This window comes from Anaerocolumna chitinilytica (genome assembly GCF_014218355.1).
Classification (GTDB): Bacteria; Bacillota; Clostridia; order Lachnospirales; family Lachnospiraceae; genus Anaerocolumna; species Anaerocolumna chitinilytica.
Genome location: NZ_AP023368.1, coordinates 3,710,475 through 3,735,259, shown reverse-complemented (window position 1 = coordinate 3,735,259; position 24,785 = coordinate 3,710,475). Strand labels below are relative to the sequence as shown.

The 24,785-nt window shown below is 39.0% G+C and carries 21 protein-coding genes; all 21 read left to right on the top strand.

From position 1 onward, the window contains the following. Positions 1–12 precede the first annotated feature (12 nt). On the top strand, positions 13–2,253 hold the full coding sequence (gene priA / locus bsdcttw_RS16330) for a replication restart helicase PriA (RefSeq protein ID WP_185255902.1): 2,241 nt from the start codon (positions 13–15) through the stop codon (positions 2,251–2,253). A gap of 119 nt (positions 2,254–2,372) precedes the next feature. Next, on the top strand, positions 2,373–2,846 hold the full coding sequence (def, locus tag bsdcttw_RS16325) for a peptide deformylase (protein WP_185255901.1): 474 nt from the start codon (positions 2,373–2,375) through the stop codon (positions 2,844–2,846). A 15-nt stretch (positions 2,847–2,861) separates the two neighbouring features. Then, on the top strand, positions 2,862–3,815 hold the full coding sequence (fmt, locus tag bsdcttw_RS16320; RefSeq protein ID WP_185255900.1) for a methionyl-tRNA formyltransferase: 954 nt from the start codon (positions 2,862–2,864) through the stop codon (positions 3,813–3,815). 15 nt (positions 3,816–3,830) lie between these two features. Continuing rightward, entirely contained in the window at positions 3,831–4,535 is a 705-nt protein-coding gene (locus bsdcttw_RS16315) for a zinc metallopeptidase (protein ID WP_185255899.1), read from the top strand. Continuing rightward, positions 4,528–5,940 carry a 16S rRNA (cytosine(967)-C(5))-methyltransferase RsmB gene (gene rsmB, locus bsdcttw_RS16310; RefSeq protein WP_185255898.1) on the top strand — a complete coding sequence of 471 codons (1,413 nt, stop codon included), beginning with the start codon at positions 4,528–4,530 and terminating at the stop codon, positions 5,938–5,940. The genes bsdcttw_RS16315 and rsmB overlap by 8 nt, the downstream gene beginning before the upstream one ends. A gap of 76 nt (positions 5,941–6,016) precedes the next feature. Next, the gene (rlmN, locus tag bsdcttw_RS16305; protein ID WP_225903684.1) at positions 6,017–7,057 is read left to right on the top strand and encodes a 23S rRNA (adenine(2503)-C(2))-methyltransferase RlmN; all 1,041 of its coding nucleotides are present in this window, start codon (positions 6,017–6,019) and stop codon (positions 7,055–7,057) included. A gap of 49 nt (positions 7,058–7,106) precedes the next feature. After that, positions 7,107–7,832 (top strand): Stp1/IreP family PP2C-type Ser/Thr phosphatase, encoded by a 726-nt coding sequence (locus bsdcttw_RS16300; protein WP_185255896.1) that lies wholly within the window; start codon positions 7,107–7,109, stop codon positions 7,830–7,832. Positions 7,833–7,846: 14 nt separating this feature from the next. Beyond that, positions 7,847–10,000 carry a Stk1 family PASTA domain-containing Ser/Thr kinase gene (pknB, locus tag bsdcttw_RS16295; RefSeq protein ID WP_185255895.1) on the top strand — a complete coding sequence of 718 codons (2,154 nt, stop codon included), beginning with the start codon at positions 7,847–7,849 and terminating at the stop codon, positions 9,998–10,000. 56 nt (positions 10,001–10,056) lie between these two features. Beyond that, positions 10,057–10,938, top strand: a complete 882-nt coding sequence (gene rsgA, locus bsdcttw_RS16290; RefSeq protein WP_185259847.1) for a ribosome small subunit-dependent GTPase A — start codon at positions 10,057–10,059, stop codon at positions 10,936–10,938. Between the two features lie 12 nt (positions 10,939–10,950). Continuing rightward, positions 10,951–11,631, top strand: a complete 681-nt coding sequence (gene rpe / locus bsdcttw_RS16285; protein WP_330602227.1) for a ribulose-phosphate 3-epimerase — start codon at positions 10,951–10,953, stop codon at positions 11,629–11,631. Continuing rightward, positions 11,628–12,284, top strand: a complete 657-nt coding sequence (locus bsdcttw_RS16280) for a thiamine diphosphokinase (RefSeq protein WP_185255894.1) — start codon at positions 11,628–11,630, stop codon at positions 12,282–12,284. The genes rpe and bsdcttw_RS16280 overlap by 4 nt, the downstream gene beginning before the upstream one ends. Positions 12,285–12,297: 13 nt before the next feature. Beyond that, on the top strand, positions 12,298–13,395 hold the full coding sequence (gene ychF, locus bsdcttw_RS16275) for a redox-regulated ATPase YchF (protein WP_185255893.1): 1,098 nt from the start codon (positions 12,298–12,300) through the stop codon (positions 13,393–13,395). 17 nt (positions 13,396–13,412) lie between these two features. Then, positions 13,413–14,345, top strand: a complete 933-nt coding sequence (gene lgt / locus bsdcttw_RS16270; protein WP_185255892.1) for a prolipoprotein diacylglyceryl transferase — start codon at positions 13,413–13,415, stop codon at positions 14,343–14,345. Positions 14,346–14,688: 343 nt separating this feature from the next. Then, positions 14,689–15,117: a division/cell wall cluster transcriptional repressor MraZ gene (mraZ, locus tag bsdcttw_RS16265; protein ID WP_185255891.1), complete on the top strand. Its 429-nt coding sequence runs from the start codon at positions 14,689–14,691 to the stop codon at positions 15,115–15,117. 54 nt (positions 15,118–15,171) lie between these two features. Then, positions 15,172–16,107 (top strand): 16S rRNA (cytosine(1402)-N(4))-methyltransferase RsmH, encoded by a 936-nt coding sequence (gene rsmH, locus bsdcttw_RS16260; protein ID WP_185259845.1) that lies wholly within the window; start codon positions 15,172–15,174, stop codon positions 16,105–16,107. Between the two features lie 35 nt (positions 16,108–16,142). Further along, positions 16,143–16,706 (top strand): septum formation initiator family protein, encoded by a 564-nt coding sequence (locus bsdcttw_RS16255; protein ID WP_185255890.1) that lies wholly within the window; start codon positions 16,143–16,145, stop codon positions 16,704–16,706. Between the two features lie 83 nt (positions 16,707–16,789). After that, positions 16,790–18,841, top strand: a complete 2,052-nt coding sequence (locus bsdcttw_RS16250; protein WP_225903683.1) for a peptidoglycan D,D-transpeptidase FtsI family protein — start codon at positions 16,790–16,792, stop codon at positions 18,839–18,841. A 71-nt stretch (positions 18,842–18,912) separates the two neighbouring features. After that, the gene (locus tag bsdcttw_RS16245; RefSeq protein WP_185255889.1) at positions 18,913–20,862 is read left to right on the top strand and encodes a penicillin-binding transpeptidase domain-containing protein; all 1,950 of its coding nucleotides are present in this window, start codon (positions 18,913–18,915) and stop codon (positions 20,860–20,862) included. A gap of 163 nt (positions 20,863–21,025) precedes the next feature. Next, positions 21,026–21,994, top strand: coding sequence for a phospho-N-acetylmuramoyl-pentapeptide-transferase (gene mraY, locus bsdcttw_RS16240; RefSeq protein WP_185255888.1), 969 nt, complete (start codon positions 21,026–21,028; stop codon positions 21,992–21,994). Between the two features lie 153 nt (positions 21,995–22,147). Beyond that, positions 22,148–23,503 (top strand): UDP-N-acetylmuramoyl-L-alanine--D-glutamate ligase, encoded by a 1,356-nt coding sequence (gene murD / locus bsdcttw_RS16235; protein ID WP_185255887.1) that lies wholly within the window; start codon positions 22,148–22,150, stop codon positions 23,501–23,503. 114 nt (positions 23,504–23,617) lie between these two features. Beyond that, complete coding sequence (locus bsdcttw_RS16230) at positions 23,618–24,763, top strand: FtsW/RodA/SpoVE family cell cycle protein (RefSeq protein WP_185255886.1); 1,146 nt, start codon at positions 23,618–23,620, stop codon at positions 24,761–24,763. Positions 24,764–24,785 lie beyond the last annotated feature (22 nt).

The following is a 24,785-nucleotide window of genomic DNA, read 5'->3' as shown; positions in this document are numbered from 1 at the left end:
GGGAGTTAGGTAATGAAGTATGCGGATATCATAGTTGACATTTCACATGAAGACCTGGATAAAACCTACCAATACCTGATTCCGGAACAGTTACGGGACAGAGCAGTTATCGGCGCACAGGTTCTTATTCCATTCGGCAAAGGAAACAGGCAGATAAAAGGATTTATCATCGGACTTTCCGATAAGCCTAAATGGAAGGAAGATGCCATCAAGCCCATAACCGCCCTGGCGGAAGACGCCTTAGTGATGGAAAGTCAGCTTATCAGCCTGGCGGGATGGATAAAAGATACCTTTGGTTCTACCATGAACGAAGCCCTTAAGACGGTATTGCCTGTAAAACGTACTGTAAAGCAAAAAGAAAACCGAATGATTAAAGCAGCTCTTCCGAAAGAAGAGCTTGTTATAATTTTGGAAACGGAAAGAAAGAAAAACAATAAGGGAAGAGTCCGTTTACTGGAAGCATTGATAAGAACTCCTTCTCTTGATTACAATTGGGTTATTGATACTTTAAGACTTTCCTTAACGACCATAAAGGACATGGAGAAGCTCGGTATTATTGAAAAGGAATCCAGCGTTCTATACCGGAATCCGATAAAGGAGACTTCTTCTACTGGCAGAACAATTGTCTTAACCCCGCCTCAGCAGGAAATTGTGGAAGATTTCTTAAAGGAATACAGAGAAGGCACCAGGCAGACCTATCTTTTACATGGAGTTACCGGAAGCGGTAAAACAGAAGTCTATATTAACATAATTGAAGAAGTAGTAAGCACAGGCAGACAGGTAATTGTTCTGATACCTGAGATTTCCCTGACCTATCAAACAGTTCTTCGCTTTTATCAAAGATTCTCCGACAGGGTATCGATTATGAATTCCAAGCTTTCCCAGGGGGAAAAGTATGACCAGTATATAAGAGCAAAAAATGGTGATATTGATATTATAATCGGACCAAGATCGGCTCTTTTTACTCCTTTTCAGAAGCTTGGTCTTATTATTATAGATGAGGAACATGAAGGCAGCTATAAGAGTGAGAATCCTCCAAAGTACCATGCCAGAGAAACAGCCATTGAAAGAGCCAGGCTATGCGATGCGAGTGTCATCTTAGGCTCAGCTACGCCTTCGCTGGAATCCTATAAGAAGGCGCTGGATGGAGAATATAAATTATATCGCCTTACGGACAGAGAAGGAAAGAGGCAGATGCCCCATATCTGGACAGTGGATTTGAGGGAAGAATTAAAGGCGAGAAATAAATCCATTTTCAGCAGGAAATTAAAAACGCTGATAGAAGAGAGACTTCAAAGAAAAGAGCAAGTAATGCTCTTCATCAACCGCCGGGGATATGCAGGGTTTATTTCCTGCCGAAGCTGCGGGCTGGTATTAAAGTGTCCCCATTGTGATATTTCTCTGACTTCCCATAATGGCGGGAAGCTTATCTGCCATTACTGCGGATATGAAGAAAATTTTCCGGAGAAATGTCCTTCCTGCGGGTCGAAATATATTGCTTCTTTTGGTACCGGTACACAAAAGGTGGAGGAGATGGCAAGAAAAGAATTCCCTGCAGCCAGGATACTTCGTATGGATATGGACACTACCAGAAAAAAAGGCGGACATGAGGAGATTCTTTCTGCCTTTGCCAAAGGACAGGCTGATATCCTGGTAGGAACCCAAATGATAGTGAAAGGGCATGATTTTCCAAAGGTCACTCTTGTTGGCATACTGGCAGCAGATTTATCCCTTTATGCAGCGGATTTCAGGGCTTCGGAGAGAACCTTCCAGCTTCTTACCCAGGCAGCCGGAAGAGCTGGAAGAGCAGAGCTTCCGGGAGAAGTTGTCATACAGACCTACCAGACAGAGCATCATAGTGTTGTTTGTGCCGGAAAGGGAGACTATGAAGAATTCTATAATCAGGAAATGGTCTACCGAAAGTTAATGTCCTATCCGCCGGCATCTCATATCATGGCTGTCCTTATAGCCTCGAAAGAGGAAGAAAAAGCACTCAAAGCATCAGAGCTCCTGACAAATGCCCTAAAGCAGTGGGAGGAGAGAGAAGAACTTTTAGAGTACCATGTTATCGGACCTGCTCCTGCAAGACTTTCCAAGGCTAACGATATCTTCCGCTTTTGCTTTTATATAAAAGAGGAGGATTATAAAAGACTGGTAGCCGCAAAGGATTTTCTGGACGGTTTTTACCGGTTCAGTGAGGAATTTCAAGGAACACAGGTGCAATTTGACTTTGACCCTATGAACAGTTATTGATTTTCATTCTAAAAATGGGTAAAATAAATATATACTTAAAGATAAGAATTCGGTTGATGTGATTCAACTTAATGTAAGAATATCCAATAAAAGATTGCATATTCAGAAAAGAGGTTTAGATGGCAATAAGAAATATCAGAAAAATTGGAGACTCTATTTTAACAAAGAGAGCCAAAGAAATAACAGAAATGACTCCAAAACTAAAAGATTTAATTCAAGATATGTTAGATACAATGTATGATGCATATGGAGTAGGATTAGCAGCTCCCCAGGTTGGCATATTAAAGAGGCTGGTGGTGATTGATGTATCAGAAGAGAATGATACGCCTATCATATTAATTAATCCTGAAATCATTGAAACAGATGGAGAGCAGATTGGTGAAGAAGGCTGCCTTAGCGTACCGGGTAAATCAGGAGTTGTAAAAAGGCCCAATTATGCAAAAGTCAAAGCTTTGAATGAGAACATGGAAGAAATCATAGTAGAGGGTACTGAGCTTTTGGCTAGGGCCCTGTGTCATGAAATCGATCATTTAAACGGTGAACTTTATGTGGATAAAGTAATCGGAGAACTTCATTCAAATACGGAAGAATAAAGGAGGGTCAGACCTATGAATATTGTATATATGGGAACACCCGAAATTGCAGCAGTTATTCTGAAGGCTCTGCATGAAGCCGGACATCATATATTGGCCGCAGTAACACAACAGGATAAACCCAAGGGAAGAGGCAACCAGGTTCAATTCCCTGCTGTAAAGGAAGTTGCTTTAAGTCTTAATATTCCGGTATATCAGCCTAAAAAGGTAAGAGAACCTGAATTCATAGAGGTATTAAAAGAACTTAATCCTGAGGCTATTGTAGTGACTGCCTTCGGACAAATCCTGCCGAAAACAGTTTTAGAACTGCCTAAATACGGCTGTATTAATGTACATGCATCTCTGCTTCCCAAATATAGAGGTGCAGCTCCTATACAATGGAGTATTATAGAGGGTGAGGAAAAGACTGGAATTACTATTATGCATATGGATCCAGGCATTGATACCGGGGATATGATAAGTAAAGTAGAAGTTCCGATTGCACCAAAAGAAACCTTTGGAAGCTTACATGATAAGCTGGCAGAGGCAGCAGGGCCGATACTATTACAGTCCCTTGCTGATTTAGAAGCCGGAACGGCGGCAAGGATTAAACAGGAGGATGAAAAATCTACTTATGCCAAGATTCTTGACAAATCCCTGGGCCATATTGATTTTAACCAGCCGGCAGTAAAGATTGAAAGGCTAATAAGAGGCTTAAATCCCTGGCCCAGTGCGTATACTACCTTAGAGGGCAAGATGTTAAAAATCTGGGAGGCTGATGCTTTAAAAGAGAGTGAAGTACTATCTGAAATACCACTTTCTGAGGCAGTTCCGGGGGAAATTGTTGATATCAGAAAAGATGCTCTCTTAATTCAGACAGCAGAAGGGATTCTGGCTGTAAAAGAACTTCAGTTAGAGGGAAAGAAAAGGATGACAGCAGAAAGCTTTTTGAGGGGATACGAAGTTAAAACGAAAACCTTGCTTCAATAAGAAAGGAGAATGTTTATGTATCCACATTATTACGGATATTTTGATCCGACTTATATTTTAGTTATAATAGGTGCAGTACTATCATTGTTAGCATCCGCACTGGTTAATTCCACCTTTCGTAAGTACTCTAGGGTGAGAAGTCTCTCCGGTATGACTGGTGCTCAGGCGGCGGCGAAGATATTAAATAGGGCGGGTATATATGATGTCAGCATAGAGCATATAAATGGAAACCTGACAGACCATTATGATCCCCGTGCCAAAGTTTTAAGGCTGTCAGACAGTGTATATGGCGGAACCTCCGTAGCCTCCATTGGTGTTGCTGCACATGAGTGCGGACACGCTATCCAACATCAGAACAGCTATGTTCCGTTAAAGTTACGTACCGCTATCTTTCCGGTTGCCAATTTTGGTTCCAAACTAGCTTGGCCTTTAATTATTATAGGTGTATTACTAAGCAGGACACCAACCTTGATTTATGCAGGAATAATCTTGTTCTTTTTCGCGGTTTTGTTTCAAATTGTAACACTTCCGGTGGAATTCAATGCTTCCAGCCGTGCAGTTAAGATTCTGGATGAATCCGGAATTCTATATGGCGATGAAGTAAATATTACAAAAAAAGTACTTGGTGCAGCAGCCCTAACGTATGTAGCCGGAGCAGCAGCATCCATACTTCAGCTTCTAAGGCTGCTTTACCTGTTTGGAGGAAGAAATCGTGACTGATGAAAAAACAGCCGGTAAAAAAAAAGCTGATAAAAACAGCCAAAAGCAAAACACCGTAAAATTACCCAGGGAACTTGCTCTGGATACGCTGATAGAAATTCTGGAAAAGGGTGATTTCAGCCATACGCTGTTAAACAAAACCCTTAAAAACCAAAAGAACCTGACAAAGCAGGACAGAAGCTTTATAACCAGACTGGTTGAAGGGACGTTGGAAAGGCTCATTACCCTTGATTATATTTTAGATGCTTATTCCAAAGTGAAGGTTAAAAAAATGAAGCCCTTTATCCGGAATCTTCTTCGGATGTCTCTTTACCAGTTAAAATATATGGATCAGGTACCGGATAGTGCAGTTTGCAATGAATCGGTAAAGCTGGCTGAGAAGCGAGGATTTAAAACGCTTTCCGGATTTGTAAACGGTGTTTTGAGAAATATTGCAAGAAGTTCTGAGAATGATATATTACCTTCAGAAGAGAAGGACAAAATTACTTTCTTAAGCGTTTTCTATTCCACTCCCCAGTGGATAATAGAGAAATGGTTAAGAGAATATGACTATAATACAGTTAAAAAAATGCTGTCTGCTCAATTTGAGGAAAAAAGTTATACTACTATTCGCGTAAATACTGCTATGAATACATCAAAAGAACTTGCAGAGATATTAAAAACAGAAGGGATTGAAGTGGTAGAGGGGAGTTATCTTAGCTGTGCCCTTAAAATAAGAGAGTTTGACAGTTTGGATGCAATTAAGGCCTTCCAGGAAGGAAGGTTTACAGTCCAGGATGAAAGTTCTATGTTTATAGGCCTCATTGCTGGAATAAAAGAAAATAACCGTATTATTGATGTATGCGGAGCACCCGGCGGAAAAGCACTTCATGCTGCAGAGCTCCTTGGGGGCACCGGAATGGTAGAAACCAGGGACGTGTCAGATTTTAAAGTAGCTTTGATACAGGAAAATATTAAGCGTATGGGCTTTCATAATATGAAAGCAGTTAAAAAAGATGCTACCGTAAAAGACGAAGAAAGTATGGATCAGGCTGATATTGTTATAGCAGATCTGCCTTGTTCCGGTCTTGGTGTTATTGGTAAGAAGCCGGATATTAAATACAATATGACAGAAGAAAAGCAGCAGGAGTTAGTGAAGCTGCAAAGAGATATTCTTTCTGTTGTTAACGGCTATGTAAAAAAAGGCGGTACTCTTATTTATAGTACCTGTACGATTAATCCTGATGAGAATCTTAAAAATGTGGAATGGTTCACAGAAAATTATCCTTTTCAGCTTACAAGTATAGAAGACTGCCTTCCGGATGAGTTTCCCTGTGCTTCAAAAAAAGAGGGTTATCTCCAGCTATTACCCGGAGTGAATGATACAGACGGCTTTTTTATGGCTAAGCTTAAGAAACAACTTTGATGTACTCAGTACTTAAAGGTGCTGTGATATCCTTGGTACAAACATGCAGTGAGTTAGAAAGGGCATGGTAGTTATTGTGAACAAATTAGATATAAAATCTTTGAATAAACAGGAATTAACGGAATATCTAAAGCTTAATGGTGAAAAGCCTTACAGAGCCTCCCAGGTCTATGAATGGCTTCATGTAAAGCTGATTCAAGACTATGAGGAGATGAGCAACATTCCCAAAAATCTTCGAAGCTATTTAGCGGAAAATACAGATTTAAAGAATTTAAAGTTAATTCGGACGCTCACCTCCAAAACAGGAGAAACAAGTAAGTTTCTATTCCAACTGGAAGACGATAATCTTTTAGAATGTGTCCTTATGAAATACCATCACGGTAACAGTGTATGTATTTCATCCCAGGTAGGCTGCAAGATGGGCTGCCGGTTCTGTGCTTCAACACTAAATGGGTTCGAGAGGAATCTAACAGCATCTGAGATGTTGAATCAGATTTATATGGTGCAAAGGATTACCGGTGAGAGGGTATCCAATGTTGTAGTAATGGGAACAGGCGAACCTCTTGATAATTATGCAAATCTGGTGACCTTTATTAAGCTCTTGTCGGATGAAAATGGTCTTAATATCAGCCAGAGAAACATTACGGTATCAACCTGTGGTCTTGCTGACAAAATCAGAGAATTGGCGGAAGAGAATTTTCAAATTACACTGGCACTTTCTCTTCATGCTTCCAATGATGCTGTCAGAAAAGAACTAATGCCCATAGCTAACCGGTATTCGATTGCAGAAGTACTAAAAGCCTGTGATGATTATTTCCAAAAAACCGGACGAAGAATGACCTTTGAATACAGTTTAATCGCAGGTGAAAATGATACGCCTGATCTGGCAAAAGAGCTGTCAGCCCTCCTAAAAGGCAAAAATGCTCATGTAAATCTTATCCCTGTAAATCCAATAAAAGAGCGGGATTATAAGCAATCTCAGGGCGAAAGTATTCAAAAATTCAAATTAATACTTGAAAAATACGGAATTAATGTTACTATTAGAAGAGAAATGGGTACAGATATAAATGCTGCCTGCGGCCAATTAAGAAAAAGTTACATGGAGGAAACTTCCTAATAATGTGGGATTGAATTAGAACCGTAAGGAAGTTTTAGGAGGTACAAACATGAAATCATTTTCTATAACAGATACAGGAAAGACCAGGCTTGTAAACCAGGATTATGTATTTGCCATGGAAGAGCGGATAGGGAGTTTAGAGAACCTGTTTGTAGTTGCCGATGGCATGGGCGGACACAATGCCGGGGACTATGCTTCCAGATTCTGTGTAGAAGCTTTTACAGAAATAATAAGAACAACAGATGATGGTATGCCGGTTAGTATTCTGTCGAAAGCACTTGGTTTAACGAATCAAAAACTGTTAGAGGAAGCGAAAAATAAGGATGAGCTGACCGGGATGGGCACAACCTTTGTGGTGTCCACAATTTCAAATAACATACTGTACGTTGCTAACATAGGGGATAGCCGGCTCTATCTGATTCGAAACAAGGAAATAAAACAAATAACCGAAGATCATTCCCTGGTGGAAGAGATGGTCAGAAATGGTGAGATTGAAAGAGAGCAGATGCGCTTTCATCCCAATAAAAATATTATTACCAGGGCGCTTGGAGCCAGTGAAATAGTAGTGCCTGATTATTTTGAAGTAGAGCTTAGTGAGAATGACTTGATAGTAATGTGTTCTGATGGGCTGACGAATATGATGGATGATAAGGATATACTTGATATAACTGAAAAATATCCGGATGATTTAGAAAAAGCCGGTACCAAGCTGGTAAGTGTAGCCAATGACAACGGTGGAAAAGACAATATTTCTATTGTTATGATCAAATTGTAAGAAGAGGTGAGAATATGTTAAAACCCGGAATGTACATCAGCGACCGATATGAAATCATCGACAAGGTTGGGTCCGGCGGAATGGCAGATGTCTATAAGGCAAAATGTCATCGACTGAACCGTTATGTTGCGATTAAGGTATTGAAACCAGAGTTTAGTGATGATACGAACTTTGTAAAGAAATTCAGAGGGGAAGCACAGTCAGCAGCAGGTTTATCCCACCCGAATATAGTTAGTGTTTATGATGTAGGAGATGACAATGGCCTATATTATATTGTTATGGAGTTAGTGGAAGGAATTACCCTGAAGCACTTTATTGAGAGAAAAGGTAAGCTTGAAGTAAAGGAAGCAGTAGGAATTGCGATTCAGATAGCAATGGGTATGGAAGCTGCTCATAACAATCATATTATTCATAGAGATATAAAACCGCAAAATATCATTATTTCCAAAGAAGGAAAAGTAAAGGTTACAGATTTTGGAATAGCAAAAGCGACTAACTCCAATACTATAACCTCTAATGCCATGGGTTCCGTGCATTATCTGTCACCGGAGCAGGCAAGAGGCGGATACAGTGATGAAAAGAGCGATATTTATTCCCTTGGTATCACCATGTATGAAATGTTATCAGGCCAGGTGCCTTTTGCAGGGGACAATACTGTTTCCGTAGCACTTTTGCATATACAGGGAGAAGCGATTCCGTTAAGAGAGATAGACCCCTTAATTCCTCCCAGTGTAGAAAAGATTGTACAGAAATGTATGCAGAAAAAACCGGAGAGACGCTACCTTTCCGCTTCAGAACTTATCGCTGACTTAAAGCGCTCCATCTCTAATCCTAATGGGGATTTTGTTGTGATTCCTGCGGCGGTTGCTTCGGATTCTCCAACCATAACCATTTCGGAAGATGAAGTCAGCCATATAAAGAATGCAGCGGTGCATCCCGGAAAGAGTTCCGGCAATACTAATCCTGATTTGAGATATACCAATCCTAATCTGAATAAAAAGGTGAAAGAAGAGGAAGAAGACATCGATCAGGTTGACCCCCGGGTTGAGAAGATTATTCTGATTGGTTCTATAATAGCAGGTATAATACTGGTAGCACTTATTATCTTCTTTACGGTTAATATATTCCATCTGTTCCCTGGAAACAAGGAAGAGAATGGGTCGAATCAGGCGGAAACAACTTTAACACCAACCGCTACACCTACTGAGGAACAAGTTGAGACAGTAACTATGCCTTATGTAGTTGGCTATAAGCTGGAAGATGCTCAAAAGATGCTTCAAGAAAAATCGGAAGATTTGCAGATTACCACGGATGAGAAGACCTCTGATACCTATGAAAAAGGATTTGTTATCGAACAGTACCCAGCCAAAGGAGCAGAACTTGCCAGTGATGGGGAAGTGAAGCTGGTAATTAGTCTCGGACCGGATAGCTTCCAATTACCGGATGTAAGTAATAGCTCATCAAAAGATGCCGAAACTACTCTAACAGGCCTAGGTCTGAAAGTAGATTCAAAAATAAAGGAACAATTTGATGATTCAGTAGAGGCTGGAAAAGTCATTGCTACAGAGCCAGCCAGAGGAAATATGGTTAAAGAAGGCGATACAATTGTTTTAGTTGTCAGCAAAGGACCCGAAAAAACCAATACCGTAGTTCCCAATGTGCTTGACTCTACCAAAGATGCTGCTATTAAAAAGCTAAAGGATAATGACCTGACAGCCGGAAATATAACCCAGGATTATTCTGAAACTTATGCCAAAGGAAAAGTAATGAGCCAGAGTCAGGCAGGCGGTTCTGAAGTAGCAAAAGGCACAGCGGTTGACCTGGTAATTAGTTTAGGCAGTGCCGGAAATGACAATCCTTCTTCCTATACGGGATCTGTTACCATAGATGAGGATCCTTTTGATTATCCTGGCGACAGCGGAATTGTTAAAGTACAAATGGTACAGGATGGTAAGACTACCACTTTACAAAAACAGCAAATGGATTATGACAGTTTCCCCTTCAGCATTCCGATTACCAGTAAAAGCGGTTCGGATGCAACCGTAATCATGTTCATCGGGCGACCTGCAAATCAAGGAGATCCTGGTGCTGTGAAAGAAAATGGTGCATGGGTTGTATATGAAGAATATGGAACTACCTGGCAGGTAAGTTTTACTCCGGAACGTTAAGTAGCGGGTGAAGGTAGTTTTGTTCTAGAAAACTTGCGATATACATGGAGTATAATATGACAGGTAAAATAATAAAAGGCATTGGCGGATTCTATTATGTCTTTGCAGAGAATGGACAAATCTATGAGTGCAAGGCAAAAGGAATCTTCCGTAATCAGAACATCAAACCCCTGGTGGGGGATGATGTTCTGATAGACGTTTTAGAGGAAGAAACCATGAAAGGGAATATAACGGATATACTTGAAAGAAGGAACGAGCTTATCAGGCCGGCAGTAGCAAATGTGGATCAGGCAATGATTATATTTGCAGCTGCTAAACCAGCTCCCAACCTTAATCTTTTGGACCGTTTTCTCATATTAATGCTAAGGCAGAAGGTCGACACAATCATTTGTTTTAATAAAAAGGATGTTGTATCGGAAAAAGAAATAGCGCTGCTGGAAGAAACCTATAGGAACTGTGGATATCATACTTTGTTTACCAGTACCTATACGGAAGAGGGAATTACAGCCTTAAAGGATTTGCTTGCTCATAAGACTACGGTTTTAGCCGGCCCATCAGGTGTAGGAAAGTCATCTATTGTAAATCTTGTATCTCCTGATGCGAATACGAAGACAGGAGAAATAAGTGAGAAGATACAACGAGGAAAACATACCACCAGGCATTCTGAACTGATATCCATTGGGGAAGATGGATTTGTCATGGATACACCTGGTTTTAGTTCTTTGTATCTGAGCGATATGGAAAAGGACGAATTAAAGGATTTCTTTCCTGAGTTCATGGAATATTCTGATGAATGCCGATTCCTTGGATGCATGCATTTAAATGAACCTGACTGTAAGGTAAAAGAAGCATTAAAACAGGGAAAAATCAGTAAAATTCGTTACAAGAACTACAAAGATTTATATGAAGAATTAAATCAAAAGAAAAAGAAATTCTAATATGGAAAGGTCATGGTTATCAGAATGTATAAATTGGCACCTTCAATCCTTGCCGCTGATTTTTGGCGCCTTGGTGAATATGTAAAAGCTGCGGAAGAAGCAGGGGCAGACTATCTTCACATCGACGTAATGGATGGAGCCTTTGTACCCAGTATTTCTTTTGGAGCACCTGTTATGAAGTCTCTCAGAAAAGAATCCAAGCTGATATTTGATGTGCATCTTATGGTTGAGGAGCCCATCCGCTATCTGGAGGATTTTAAAGAGGCTGGTGCCGATATCATTACAGTTCACACGGAAGCCTGTAAACACTTACATCGTACAGTGTCCAGAATAAAAGAATTGGGGTTAAAGGCCGGAGTCTCCTTAAATCCATCCACGCCTCTTACTGAACTTGAATATATCTATCAGGATATTGATATGGTGTTAATCATGAGCGTGAATCCGGGGTTTGGAGGACAATCCTTTATACCACTTGCTCTTGATAAGATAAAGAGTTTAAAAGAAGTAATTACTCAAAAACAGCTGAATATTGACATTGAGGTTGACGGAGGAATTAATCTGGTAAATGTAGCAGAGGTGTTAGAAGCCGGAGCGAATGTTATAGTAGCAGGAACTGCAGTATTCAGCGGTGATATTAAAGAGAATGTTGCAGCTTTTAAGAGTACCTTTACAAGAGTGGGGGCACAGTTATGAGGGATATACGGGTACTGATTGTAACAGGAGGAGATATTTCTCTCACCTTTATGAAGGAGTATCTGAAAAATAAAGAATTTGATAAAATTATCGCAGTGGATAAAGGCCTGGAGGCAGTATCAGCACTGTCCCTGACGCCTGATTATGTTATTGGCGACTTTGATTCTGTATCAAAGGATGTAATAGATTATTACAAAACCCTGGAAGGCGTCAAAGTTGTTGAGTACAATCCAATGAAGGATGCAACTGATACAGAATTGGCGATACAGACAGCAATGGAAGTAAAGCCTGCAGAGATAGTCATTCTCGGTGCAACAGGAACCAGAGCAGACCATATGATTGCAAATATTTCTCTTTTATGCTTGCCATTAAGGGAACATATTAAGACTTATATGATAGATGAACATAATAAGATTTATATGATTGATGAGGATATGGTAATACACCGTAAAAATCTTCATGGTCCATATATCTCACTGCTCCCTTTTACGGAAAAAGTAGAGAGGGTTACCTTAAAGGGATTTTTATATCCTTTGAAAGACAAGACCTTTACTTTAGGAACCAGTCTGGGAGTTAGTAATGAAGTGACAGAAGAACAAGCGAGCATACAGATAGGAGCCGGTATCCTATTGGTAATAGAGGCAAAAGATTGAGAGGAAGAAATATATGAAACTTGGCATAGTAGGTTTACCAAACGTAGGTAAGAGTACCTTATTTAACTCACTTACAAAGGCAGGAGCAGAATCAGCAAATTATCCCTTTTGCACCATAGATCCTAACATAGGTATTGTTGCAGTTCCGGATGAGCGTTTAAAAGTATTAGGTGATCTTTATCATACAGAGAAGATAGTTCCGGCAGCCATTGAATTTGTTGATATTGCAGGACTTGTAAAAGGTGCATCTAAAGGTGAAGGGCTCGGTAATCAGTTTCTCTCCAACATCAGAGAGGTAGATGCCATTGTACATGTTGTACGCTGCTTTGAAGATAGTAATATTATTCATGTGGATGGCAGTGTTAATCCTTTAAGAGATATTGAAACCATTAACTTGGAATTGATTTTTTCAGATATGGAAATCTTAGAGCGAAGAATTGCCAGAACTTCAAAGGGTGCAAAAAATGATAAAGCACTTGCAAAGGAACTGGAATTATTAGAAAGACTGAAGGCACATCTGGAAGAAGGAAATCTAGCAAAAAGTTTTACAGCTTCGGATGAGGAAGAAGAAGCTTTGCTCTTAAGCTATAATCTGCTTACGTTTAAACCGGTAATCTATGCCGCTAATGTAAAAGAAGAGGATTTAGCGAACGACGGAGCTGATAATGAAAAAGTAGCTACGGTTCGGGAATTTGCGAAAAAAGAAGGTTCTGAAGTATTTGTAATATGTGCTCAGATCGAGCAGGAAATTGCAGAACTGGAAGAAGATGAGAAGAAAATGTTCTTAGAGGAACTAGGGTTAAAGGAATCCGGACTTGAGAAATTGATTGCAGCCAGCTATCAAATTCTTGGACTTATAAGTTATTTAACCGCCGGACCAAAGGAAACGAAAGCATGGACCATTACGAAGGGAACCAAGGCTCCTCAGGCTGCCGGTAAGATTCATTCGGATTTTGAAAGAGGTTTCATCAGAGCTGAGATTGTAAGTTATGACAATCTGACGGAATGTGGAAATTTCAACCTAGCAAAAGAAAAAGGGTTGGTACGTTCGGAAGGTAAGGAATATGTCGTACAAGACGGAGACGTGGTTCTTTTCCGTTTCAATGTCTAAGAAAGTGGTGATGAAGAATGCTGTTAAGTGCAGGTACAAATATTAATTTCCCAAACCTTGGGATTGAATTAAAAGATGTTGGATCGTCCATTCATATATTCGGAATTTCCATTGCCTTTTATGGTATGATAATAGCTCTAGGTATGGTTATGGGATATCTGGTAGCTGAATGGCAGGCTAAAAGAACAGGACAGAACCCTGATTTGTATCTGGATTTTGCATTGTACGCCATTGTGCTTTCTGTAATAGGAGCAAGGGTATATTATGTCGTATTTAACTGGAAGGAATATCAGAACTCTCCTTTGGAGATCTTTGATATTCGAAACGGCGGACTTGCTATCTATGGTGGCGTTATTACAGCTGTTTTAACAGCATTTATTTATTCGAAGATAAAGAAGATTTCTTTTGGACTTTTAGCTGATACAGGCTGTCTTGGATTGATTACCGGACAGATTATCGGCAGATGGGGTAATTTTTTTAACCGGGAAGCCTTTGGTGAATATACTAACGGACTTTTTGCAATGCAGCTGAACATTAAAGATGTAAGCAGTGATTATACAATGTCTTTAGCAAACCTGGCACAGAAATTTGCCGGTAAAGAACAGGCATATAATAAAATACTTGAGATTCGTAATCATACTGTAGATATTGCAGGTGCTACCTATATTCAGGTGCAACCTACCTTTCTTTATGAATCTGTAAGCAATCTGATTCTGCTTATCTTTCTTATTTTTTACTCAAAACACAAGAAATTTAACGGTGAGGTCATTCTTCTCTATTTGTTAGGCTATGGTTTAATAAGAGTATGGATAGAAGGGTTCAGAACAGATCAGTTATTCCTGTTTAATTCACCGATAGCGGTTTCACAATTGCTGTCAGGAATATTGGTTGTAGTATCTTTTCTCATCATTATGTACAAGCGAATTCAAATAAAGAAGAAAACTGCATAAACATACAAGAACCGAAAGAGGGTGGGACTAATTTCCCACTCTCTTTTTTTGTCGCTTTTTGCGGCAGATAAAGTGAGTAGAAGCAGGACTAATACAATATATGGTGGGAGTGATATACTACTACACAAAATTTCTAAAATATGTAAAAAATGGAAGGTAATTTTATTCAGAAGTGCTTGCCATATTAAATAAAGTGGTATAAAATAGCTGTATAAGTGGCACAAAGTGGTGGAAAGTGGTTGTAAGTGGTGACTTATTTGTAAAACAACAAGCATTTTACATTTACCATTTGGGATATAATGTAAATTCAAAATGGTATTAATGGATTTAGGCGGTGAAATTCATGTTCATGGGAGAATATATCCATACAATCGATACAAAGGGAAGAATCATAATGCCCTCCAAATTCAGAGAAGATTTGGGGGACGATTTTGTGATGACTTTGGGATTAGACGGATGCCTTTTTGTATATCCTAATGAAGAATGGATGAATTTCGTAAACCAGTTAAAAACTTTGCCTGGAACCAAAGAAGCAAGACAGCTGCAGCGTTATTTTATGGCGGGGGCTGCTAATTGCGAAGTGGACAAGCAGGGAAGAGTACTGATACCGTCAAAACTAAGGGAAAGTGCAGCCTTGGAGAAGGATATTGTTTTGGTAGGTGTTTTGAGCAAAATTGAGGTTTGGAGTAAGGAAAGATGGGATAGCAACAACAATTATGAGAATATGGATCAGATTGCCGATCATATGGCCGACTTTGGTCTAAGCTTTTAACCTGAACACGAAACAATAAAAGTGGAGGACATTACGAACTTGGAAACTAAAAACTTGGAATTCAACCACATATCCGTACTGCTGAACGAAACCATAGAGATGTTAAATATAAAACCGGAAGGTATATATGTTGACGGAACCTTAGGCGGAGGGGGGCATTCCTATGAAATCTGCAAAAAGCTTAACAGCAAAGGAAGATTGATAGGAATAGACCAGGATGAAGCAGCAATACAGGCAGCTGCCACAAGGCTTCATGAATATGAGAACCTGGTTACAATTGTAAGAAGTAATTATGTTAATATGAAAGAAGTCTTAAGAGCACAAAAGATTGATAAAGTTGACGGTATCTTACTGGATCTTGGGGTATCTTCCTATCAGCTGGATACAGTAGAAAGAGGATTTTCCTATAGGGAAGACGCACCTCTTGATATGAGAATGGATACCAGAATGGATATCTCCGCAAAGGATATTGTTAACGGATATAGTGAATACGATTTGTACCGTATCATAAGAGATTACGGTGAAGATAAATTTGCAAAGAACATTGCGAAACACATTGCCAGAGTAAGGGCAGAGAAACCAATTGAAACAACAGGTGAACTGGCAGAGGTAATTAAAGCTGCAATACCTGCAAAATTAAGAGTAAATGGGCATCCAGCCAAGAAGACCTTTCAGGCCATCAGGATAGAGTTAAATAAAGAGCTGGAGGTCTTAAGCAGAGCTTTAGAGGATATGATGGGTCTTTTAAATGATGGAGGAAGGCTTTGTATTATTACCTTTCATTCACTGGAAGACAGAATTGTCAAAGTATTTTTTAAAAACCAGGAGAATCCTTGTACCTGCCCACCGAATTTTCCGGTATGCGTTTGCGGGAAGAAACCTTTGGGAGCAGTTATAAGCAGAAAAGCTATTCTGCCTTCTGATGAGGAAATTCAATTTAACAAAAGATCAAACAGCGCCAAATTAAGAGTATTTGAGCGCCGTTTATAAATGACTTAAGCGAATGACTATAAAGGGGGAGAAAAATGGAGGAAAGTAGAAGAAAATACAATCAACAAAATACTTACTACGATGGTAATGCTGTAAGGAAATTAAAAGAGTATCCTGATGAAGAATATTATCAGGAACAGGAACCAGAAAGAACTTATCCGGGAAGTAATCCGGAAGTAAGAAGTAATCCGAGAGTACAAAGAAATCCCAAGGTACGAAAGAGAGCAAAAGAGAAACAGGCTTTGAATATTTTTTCTGTGCTATTTCTCACAGTTGCAATCTGTGCGACATTATATACCTGTATCGGATATTTGAAAGTACAGATGGAAATTACACAAAAGAATGATAAAATTGCCAGCCTGGAGCGAAAATTAAGTAAGCTTGTGAATGATAATGATGCCAGCCTGGCTAAAATAGACACATCTGTAGATTTAAATTATATCTATAATTATGCTACAAAGGAACTTGGGATGGTATATCCTGATGATAAACAAGTTATTACCTTTAAGGAAAATGAAAGTGATTATGTAAAGCAATATGCTGATATACCTCAGGCTGAGAGCAATTCTCTTTTGGACAAGTTAAAGAAGCAGCACTAGCTGAGGTGATGTGAATTAGAATCTACTGTTGGTTATCCAATCGGCAGTAAGCTCGCTATCTGCAAGGCATGTATGGAGGTTATATGAAAAAACAGGGGGTTAATACTAGAAAAGTAAAGCCTTTAAAAAAATTTACACACCGCATGAGTGCTAGATTGATGTTTATCTTTACAATTATACTTGTATTAATGGGAGTGCTGATTGTAAGGATTGCAGAGCTTAATCATACAGACGGAGTACGTTATGAGAAAAAAGTTCTTTCTCAGCAGACCTATACCAGTACTGCAATTCCGTTTCAGAGAGGAAGTATACTTGACCGGAATGGTACGGTGCTTGCTTACAGTGAAAAGGTCTATAATGTTATTCTGGATGTATATTATGCTCTTTCTGATGATAAGTATAGTGGACCTACTAAAAAAGCACTGCTTGACTCCTTTAAAGATTTAAAAGAAAGCGATATAGAAAATCTTTATACAAAGAAACCTAACAGCAGGTACAGTATCATAAAAAAAGGTATTAGTTATGATGCGATGGAAAAGTTCAAAGAGCTGGAGAAAAAGGACGAGAATATTCAAGGTGTATGGTTTGAAGAAGACTATAACAGGAAATACCCATATAAGACTCTTGCAAGTAATGTTTTAGGTTTTACAACCAGTGGAAACGTTGGAAACTGGGGAATAGAGCAATACTATAGTGATACCTTAAACGGGACAAACGGTATTGAATTTGGTTACATAGATTCTGATTTAAAACTTGAAAGAACAGTAAAACCTTCTATTAACGGCAATTCAATAGTATCGACCATTGATGCCAATGTACAGAAGATTGTTGAAAATCATATCAAATCCTTTAATGAGGAAGCCGGAAGCAAGAATATGGGTGTGGTAGTAATGAATCCCAATAATGGAGAGATTCTTGCCATGGCCTCCAATGATACTTATGATCTGAATAAACCTACAGATTTAACTCCCTTTTACACAAAAGATGAAATAAGTAAAATGTCAGATAAAGAAAAGACAGATGCATTAAGTAAGATTTGGAGAAACTATACGATCAGCGATACATATGAGCCAGGATCTACCTTCAAACCTTTCACGATTGCAGCTGCACTTGAAGAAAATATCATAAAGCAGAATGATACTTATTATTGTGACGGAGGAGAAGAAGTTGCAGGCAGCTATATTAAATGCAGCAGCTATAGCATTGGCGGACATGGAGAGGTAAATCTTACTCAGGCCCTTATGAAGTCCTGTAACGATGCACTTATGCAGATAGGGGCCAAGGAGGGAGGCAACTTATTTCTTGGTTACCAGAAGTTTTTTGGATTTGGGGCTAAAACAGGAGTTGATCTACCAGGTGAAGCAATCGGAATACTGAAGGAAAAAAGTGGTTATGGCAAGGTAGATCTGGCTACTAATAGTTTTGGACAAAATTTTACAACTACTATGATACAGCTGGCGTCAGGATTCTCTTCATTAGTCAATGGGGGATACTACTATGAGCCTCATATAATGAAAGAAGTTTTAAATGCAAGCGGCAGCATGGTATCATCATTTGATAAAAAACTGGTGAAACTATCCGTTTCCAGTGAAACATCCAAATTTTTGGATAATGCCTTATATATGACTGTTCAGGAAGGAACAGCAAAAGGCGCTCAGGTGCCCGGTTATAAAGTTGGTGGGAAAACTGGTACTGCTGAAAAAATTCCCAGAGGTGCTGGAACTTATCTGGTATCCTTTATAGGCTGCGTTCCAACAGATAATCCACAAGTTGTTATTTATGTGGTAATTGATGAACCTCAGAATGTAGTTAAGCAGGCAGACAGCTCTCTTGCTACAAAGACTGCTGGGGCCATATTGACAGAAATACTTCCTTTATTAGAAATATATCCCACAGAAAACAGTTCTGACAATACAGTCACAACAGAGAATAGCACGGGTCAAACTACCGGTAAACAATCAACGGTAGAGGGGAAGACCAACGAAGAAAATTCTTCTGGACAAAATACCGAAGAAAACGGAGATACTGCAAATACGGATAAGCAGGTTACAAACGGAAATGACCAGACAGGGCAGGATAGTACTTATGAAGAAACAGTAGATGTATTACCAAATACAGAGGAAACTTCACCTTAAACCTATTGTATTATCATAACCCGGGAAGGATTGTCATAAAATGAAGCAATCAGATAATTGAGGCATCCTTTATGGCACGAAACAAGTCCTTCAATCGCAGGAATGTATTCATTATAGTTACCGTAGTGATAGTAGCAGCAGCACTGTTAACGGTAAGGCTTTCTTACCTAATGATTGTAAAATCAGCAGATTACGCAAAAAGAGCAGAAGAGCTCCATGAAAGAGAAAGAGCTATTAAGGCGGAGAGAGGAATCATTTACGACAGAAATGGAGTGGTACTGGCAGACAATAAGCCTGTTAGTACAATTTCAGTAATACATAGCCAGATTACAGAACCTGAAAAGGTAATTAAGCAGTTATCTGAGACCTTAGGACTCAGTGAGGCTTATGTAAAAAAAAGAGTTGATAAAAATTCTTCTATAGAAAGAATTAAATCCAATGTAGACAAAGCAGTTGCAGATACCATCAGAGAATATAATCTGGATGGCGTTATGGTAGATGAGGATTATAAGAGATATTATCCTTATGGTGATTTGGCTTCCAAAGTTATTGGTTTCACAGGAAGCGATAATCAGGGTATCATCGGACTTGAAGTAGAATATGACAATTACCTGAAAGGAAGCGATGGGACTATACTTACGCTCACAACAGCCAATGGTGTCGAGATTGAAAATGCAGCTGAAGACAGAATAGAACCGGTAGCCGGCAAAGATTTAGTTACCAGTATAGATGTTAATATACAAAAGTATGCAGAACAGGCTGCTATGAAAGTACTGGAAGCTAAGAATGCCAATAATGTTAAAATGATTCTTATGAATCCTCAGAATGGTGAGATATATGCTTGCGTCAATGTACCGGAGTTTAATCTGAATGATCCCTATACACTGACGGATTCCGCACTAAACGGTCTTGATCAAGCTACACTTACCGATAAGCAAAAAAATGATCTGCTTAATAATATGTGGCGTAATGCCAGCATCAGTGATACTTATGAACCGGGTTCTACCTTTAAGGTAGTTACTGCGACAGCAGCTTTAGAAGAAAAGGTGGTTAAGCTTACGGACAGATTTTATTGCCCGGGTTATAAGATAGTAGAAGATCGCAGAATCCGGTGCCATAAAGTCGGCGGACATGGAAGCGAAGATTTTATTGATGGCATTAAGAATTCCTGCAACCCTGTTTTTATGGAAATTGGTGCAAGGGTTGGAGTTACCAATATTTATAAATACTATTCTAAATTAGGTCTTATGAAAAAAACCGGTGTGGATCTTCCGGGAGAAGCAACTTCTATTATGCATAAACCTGCTAATGTTGGAGCTGTTGAACTTGCCACTATGTCTTTTGGGCAATCCTTTCAGATAACACCCTTGCAATTATTAGTAGCTGCAAGCGCCATTGTAAATGGTGGAAATATAGTTACTCCACACTTTGGAGTAGAGATTAAAAATAAGGACGGTTCTGTAGCTAAAACTCTGAAATATAATAAAACAGATGGGGCCGTAACAAAAGAAACTTCTGATTTAATGAGACAGCTTCTTGAAACTGTTGTATCCAAAGGAACTGGAAACAGAGCATACCTGGCTGGATATCATATCGGAGGGAAAACAGCTACTTCTGAAAAATTACCCAGAAGCAGCAATAAATACATATCCTCCTTTTTAGGATTTGCACCTGCTGATAATCCACAGATTATCGGTATTGTATTGATAGATGAGCCGGAAGGAATTTATTACGGCGGAACCATTGCAGCCCCTGTTATGGCGGAAGTTTACGAAGACGCGCTTCCCTATCTTGGTATTCAGCCTTCTTATACGGAGGAGGAAATCAAGAAAAATAATATCGGTACCATGAGAATGCCGGATTTGACAGGATTAAGCAAAGCAGATGTAAAGAAAATGCTAAAAGATTATACTTTTAAGGAGGTATATTACGACGGAGAAGGGGATACAGTAACCAGTCAATTCCCTTTAAAAGGTGAAGAAATTAATAATAACAGTAATTTGATTCTATATATGAAATAGTTGAATTATTAAAAGTATAAGTCACACAAGATTATGCCTGGGAAATCCTCGGCCAGGACTTACGGCTCGTTGGATATGACATGGCTGTAGTTTAACAAATCCGTAGCCTTACAGAAGACAGCATACAAAAGAATGAATAGGCATTTTTACGGAGGAAACAGGAATGAATGCTAGGATACTAATGCCGGTTGTCATAGCTTTTATTATAAGCTTAATATTATGCCCCATACTAATACCTTTTCTAAGAAAGTTAAAGTGGGGGCAGTATGTACGGGGCGACGGTCCTAAAAGCCATTTTAAGAAGTCAGGCACACCTACTATGGGTGGAATTGTAATACTTCTAAGTGTTACAATAACTTCAGTGATTTACATAAAAGCAAATAAGGATATGATTCCTGTTTTGTTCGCAACAGTGGGTTTTGGCTTAATTGGATTCCTGGATGATTACCTGAAAATTATTATGAAAAGATCCTTGGGCCTTAAAGTCTGGCAGAAACTGCTGGGGCAGTTACTGGTATCAGTCGTATTTATTCATTATTTTATAAATGATACGGATATCGGTACTTCCATTTTGATTCCCTTTACCGGTGGATTTGAAGATGGTAAATTTTTAGAGCTTGGAGTATGGTTTATACCTTTTATGCTTTTTTGCATGCTTGGTACAGTGAATGGAGCCAACTTTACCGATGGATTAGATGGTCTTGCGGCTAGTGTCACTCTGCTAATTACTACTTTCTTTTCGGTGGCAGCAATCGTGCAGAACAATGGTATTATTCCTATTAGTAATGCAGCTGCAGGGAGTTTGCTTGGATTTCTTGTTTTTAATATTTATCCTGCCAGAGTATTTATGGGGGATACCGGTTCCTTAGCTTTAGGTGGTTTTGTAGCAGCTTCAGCTTTTATGCTTAAGATGCCGTTGTTTTTAATAATTGTCGGATTAATTTATCTGATAGAAGTAATTTCAGTTGTACTACAGGTAGTATATTTTAAGCTGACTAAGGGAAAACGTATTTTTAAGATGGCACCCATACACCATCACTTTGAATTATGCGGTTGGTCGGAAATGAAAGTAGTAACAGTATTTACGGTAGCAACAGCAATTTGTTGTATTATCGCACTGTTAGGAATATAATTATGAAGGCGAATTTTCAGTTTTGCAGGTTTACCTGCAAAATACACATGAATAAATGAAAGAAAACATTAGAAAAGTAAAGAATGTCTGCCAGCCCGGCGGCATTTTAAGAGATATCAGTTGAGTACATTGATATCGGTGAAAGGAGTTAAGATGAAACTAGATAATAAAACAGTGTTGGTATTTGGAACAGGACTTAGTGGTATATCGGCAGTTGGTTTTTTACAGGATATAACGAAGAATATCATCGTATATGATACAAATTCCAAACTGGAGGCAGAACTGGTCAGAGAAAAGCTCCCCGAGAATTTCTTCGGTGAAATTATTTTAGGAGATTTAGCAGAGGAATATTTAAATAAAATAGACCTTGCTGTTCTTAGCCCGGGAGTACCAACAGATCTTCCTGTTGTGAATAGAATGAGAGATAACAGTATCCCTATCTGGGGAGAAATAGAGCTTGCATATTATAAAGCACAAGGAAAGATTGCTGCCATTACCGGTACCAATGGTAAGACAACAACAACTTCACTTGTGGGAGATATCATGAAAAACTTCTATCAGGAAGTTTTTGTAGTAGGTAATATCGGAATACCTTATACAGATGTATCGAAAAACACAACGAAGGATTCTGTTACTGTAATTGAAATGAGCAGCTTTCAGCTTGAAACTATTATCGATTTTAAGCCCAATGTCAGCGCTATTCTAAATATTACCCCGGATCATCTTAACCGCCATCATACAATGGAGAATTATATTGCTGCAAAGCTTGCTATTACAAAGAACCAAGGTACAGAAGATGTCTGTATTTTGAATTATGAAGATGAAGTCCTAAGAGAAGCAGGAAAAGTTTTAAAAACAAATGTTATGTACTTCAGCAGTTTGCGGAAACTTGACAAAGGAATCTACCTGGATGGTGATAACATTGTTTATAATGATGGCAATACGAGTCAGGTTATAGTTGATGTAACCCAGATGAATATATTTGGCAGACACAGTTATGAAAACACAATGGCTGCTATAGGTATTGCTATTTCTCTTCAAGTTCCTTATGAGTGTATCAACAAGGCAGTAAGAGAGTTTGTTGCCATAGAACACAGAATAGAATTTGTAACTACAAAAAATGGTGTCAAATATTATAACGACTCTAAAGGAACTAATCCGGATGCATCCATTAAAGCAATAGAATCCATGCCTTCTCCTACCTGCCTGATAGCGGGAGGATATGATAAAGGATCTGAGTACGATGAGTGGGTTGATGCATTTGGAGAAAAAATCAAAGCACTTATTTTGATAGGACAGACAAAAGACAAAATTGAGGCAGCTGCAAGAGCCCATGGTTTTACTGAAATATATAAAGTAGAATCACTTGAAGAAGCTGTTGTGACCTGCTATAAACTATCACAGGAAGGAGACTGTGTTCTTCTCTCCCCTGCCTGTGCAAGCTGGGATATGTTTCCCAATTATGAAGAAAGAGGACGTCTCTTTAAAGAATACGTAAGAAATCTATAGAATTTATGTGTTAAATAGGTTGAAAAAACAAAAAACAATTTTTCAACTACGGATTCAGGAATATCAAATCGAAGATTTGATATTCACGAAAGGGGTAAGAAGAGAGAGGTCGGCATGACAAGAGAAGACAGAGATAAAGGAAAATCGAATAAACTTCATAGCTATTATGACTACAACCTTCTGTTTCTCACTATCTTTTTAGTATGTTTCGGATTGGTAATGGTGTATAGCACCAGTTCCTATAACGCTGCCAGAGAAACAGGAAATCCTGCGTTTTATCTGGAGAAACAAGGGGCATTTGCTATATTTGGTGTGGTTGTAATGCTTATAGTATCAAAGATTGATTATAGAATCTATAAACATAAACTGCCTGTGTTAAAAATAAGGCCGATTATTGCTTTATATTTTGTCTGTATACTGTTGCAGATAGCGGTTTTAATCTTTGCAAAAGAAATAAATGGTTCAAAACGGTGGCTGTCCCTTGGGCCTCTTGGTACTTTCCAGCCTTCAGAATTATCAAAAGTTGGTATTATTCTTTTTACAGCATATGTAGTCAGCTTGGCACCTAAAAAGCTTGATAAATTTACTGGATTTATTAGAATTTTAATTTTGGTCCTTCCCCTTATCGGGCTTGTCTTATCGCAGAATTTCAGTACTGCTTTGGTAATGGGTCTTATCATGGTTGCAATTTGTTTTGTAGCCAGTAGAAAAAAGCTGTATTTTTTTGTATCAGGTGGTTTACTGGCAGGACTTGGTTCCATCTTTATCTTCTTTGTAAGTTATCGAAGCGAAAGAATTGAGGTATGGAAAAATGTTGAGACACATCCAAAGGGCTATCAGATACTTCAGGGTTTATATGCCATAGCCTCCGGAAGAATCTTCGGCAAAGGTCTTGGCGAAAGTATGCAAAAGCTTGGTTTTATACCAGAATCACATAACGATATGATATTTGCGGTTATATGTGAAGAACTTGGTTTGTTTGGAGCGGTTGCGGTTATTCTGCTCTTTGTACTTATTATTTGGAGACTTTTTGTTATAGCAGTTAACGCTCCTGACTTATTTGGCGGCCTTATCGCTACAGGCGTTCTGACACATATAGCAGCACAAGTACTTATTAATGTTGCAGTAGTAACAAATACAATTCCCTCAACAGGAATCCCACTACCCTTTATATCCTACGGAGGCAGCTCGCTGCTGGTATTGCTGGCGGAGATGGGGATTGTTCTAAGTGTTTCGAATCAGATAAAATATGAAAGATAGGTATTTTCTTCACCCTTAGCTG

Bases quoted from the DNA above. Each gene is read 5' to 3' on its own strand.
- bsdcttw_RS16250 (WP_225903683.1), top strand. From the start codon at position 16,790: ATGAAAAAACAGGGGGTTAATACTAGAAAAGTAAAGCCTTTAAAAAAA.
- mraY (WP_185255888.1), top strand. From the start codon at position 21,026: ATGAATGCTAGGATACTAATGCCGGTTGTCATAGCTTTTATTATAAGC.
- bsdcttw_RS16230 (WP_185255886.1), top strand. From the start codon at position 23,618: ATGACAAGAGAAGACAGAGATAAAGGAAAATCGAATAAACTTCATAGC.
- fmt (WP_185255900.1), top strand. From the start codon at position 2,862: ATGAATATTGTATATATGGGAACACCCGAAATTGCAGCAGTTATTCTG.
- murD (WP_185255887.1), top strand. From the start codon at position 22,148: ATGAAACTAGATAATAAAACAGTGTTGGTATTTGGAACAGGACTTAGT.
- ychF (WP_185255893.1), top strand. From the start codon at position 12,298: ATGAAACTTGGCATAGTAGGTTTACCAAACGTAGGTAAGAGTACCTTA.
- rsgA (WP_185259847.1), top strand. From the start codon at position 10,057: ATGACAGGTAAAATAATAAAAGGCATTGGCGGATTCTATTATGTCTTT.
- bsdcttw_RS16280 (WP_185255894.1), top strand. From the start codon at position 11,628: ATGAGGGATATACGGGTACTGATTGTAACAGGAGGAGATATTTCTCTC.
- bsdcttw_RS16315 (WP_185255899.1), top strand. From the start codon at position 3,831: ATGTATCCACATTATTACGGATATTTTGATCCGACTTATATTTTAGTT.
- mraZ (WP_185255891.1), top strand. From the start codon at position 14,689: ATGTTCATGGGAGAATATATCCATACAATCGATACAAAGGGAAGAATC.
- rpe (WP_330602227.1), top strand. From the start codon at position 10,951: ATGGTTATCAGAATGTATAAATTGGCACCTTCAATCCTTGCCGCTGAT.
- bsdcttw_RS16300 (WP_185255896.1), top strand. From the start codon at position 7,107: ATGAAATCATTTTCTATAACAGATACAGGAAAGACCAGGCTTGTAAAC.
- bsdcttw_RS16255 (WP_185255890.1), top strand. From the start codon at position 16,143: ATGGAGGAAAGTAGAAGAAAATACAATCAACAAAATACTTACTACGAT.
- def (WP_185255901.1), top strand. From the start codon at position 2,373: ATGGCAATAAGAAATATCAGAAAAATTGGAGACTCTATTTTAACAAAG.
- bsdcttw_RS16245 (WP_185255889.1), top strand. From the start codon at position 18,913: ATGGCACGAAACAAGTCCTTCAATCGCAGGAATGTATTCATTATAGTT.
- priA (WP_185255902.1), top strand. From the start codon at position 13: ATGAAGTATGCGGATATCATAGTTGACATTTCACATGAAGACCTGGAT.
- pknB (WP_185255895.1), top strand. From the start codon at position 7,847: ATGTTAAAACCCGGAATGTACATCAGCGACCGATATGAAATCATCGAC.
- lgt (WP_185255892.1), top strand. From the start codon at position 13,413: ATGCTGTTAAGTGCAGGTACAAATATTAATTTCCCAAACCTTGGGATT.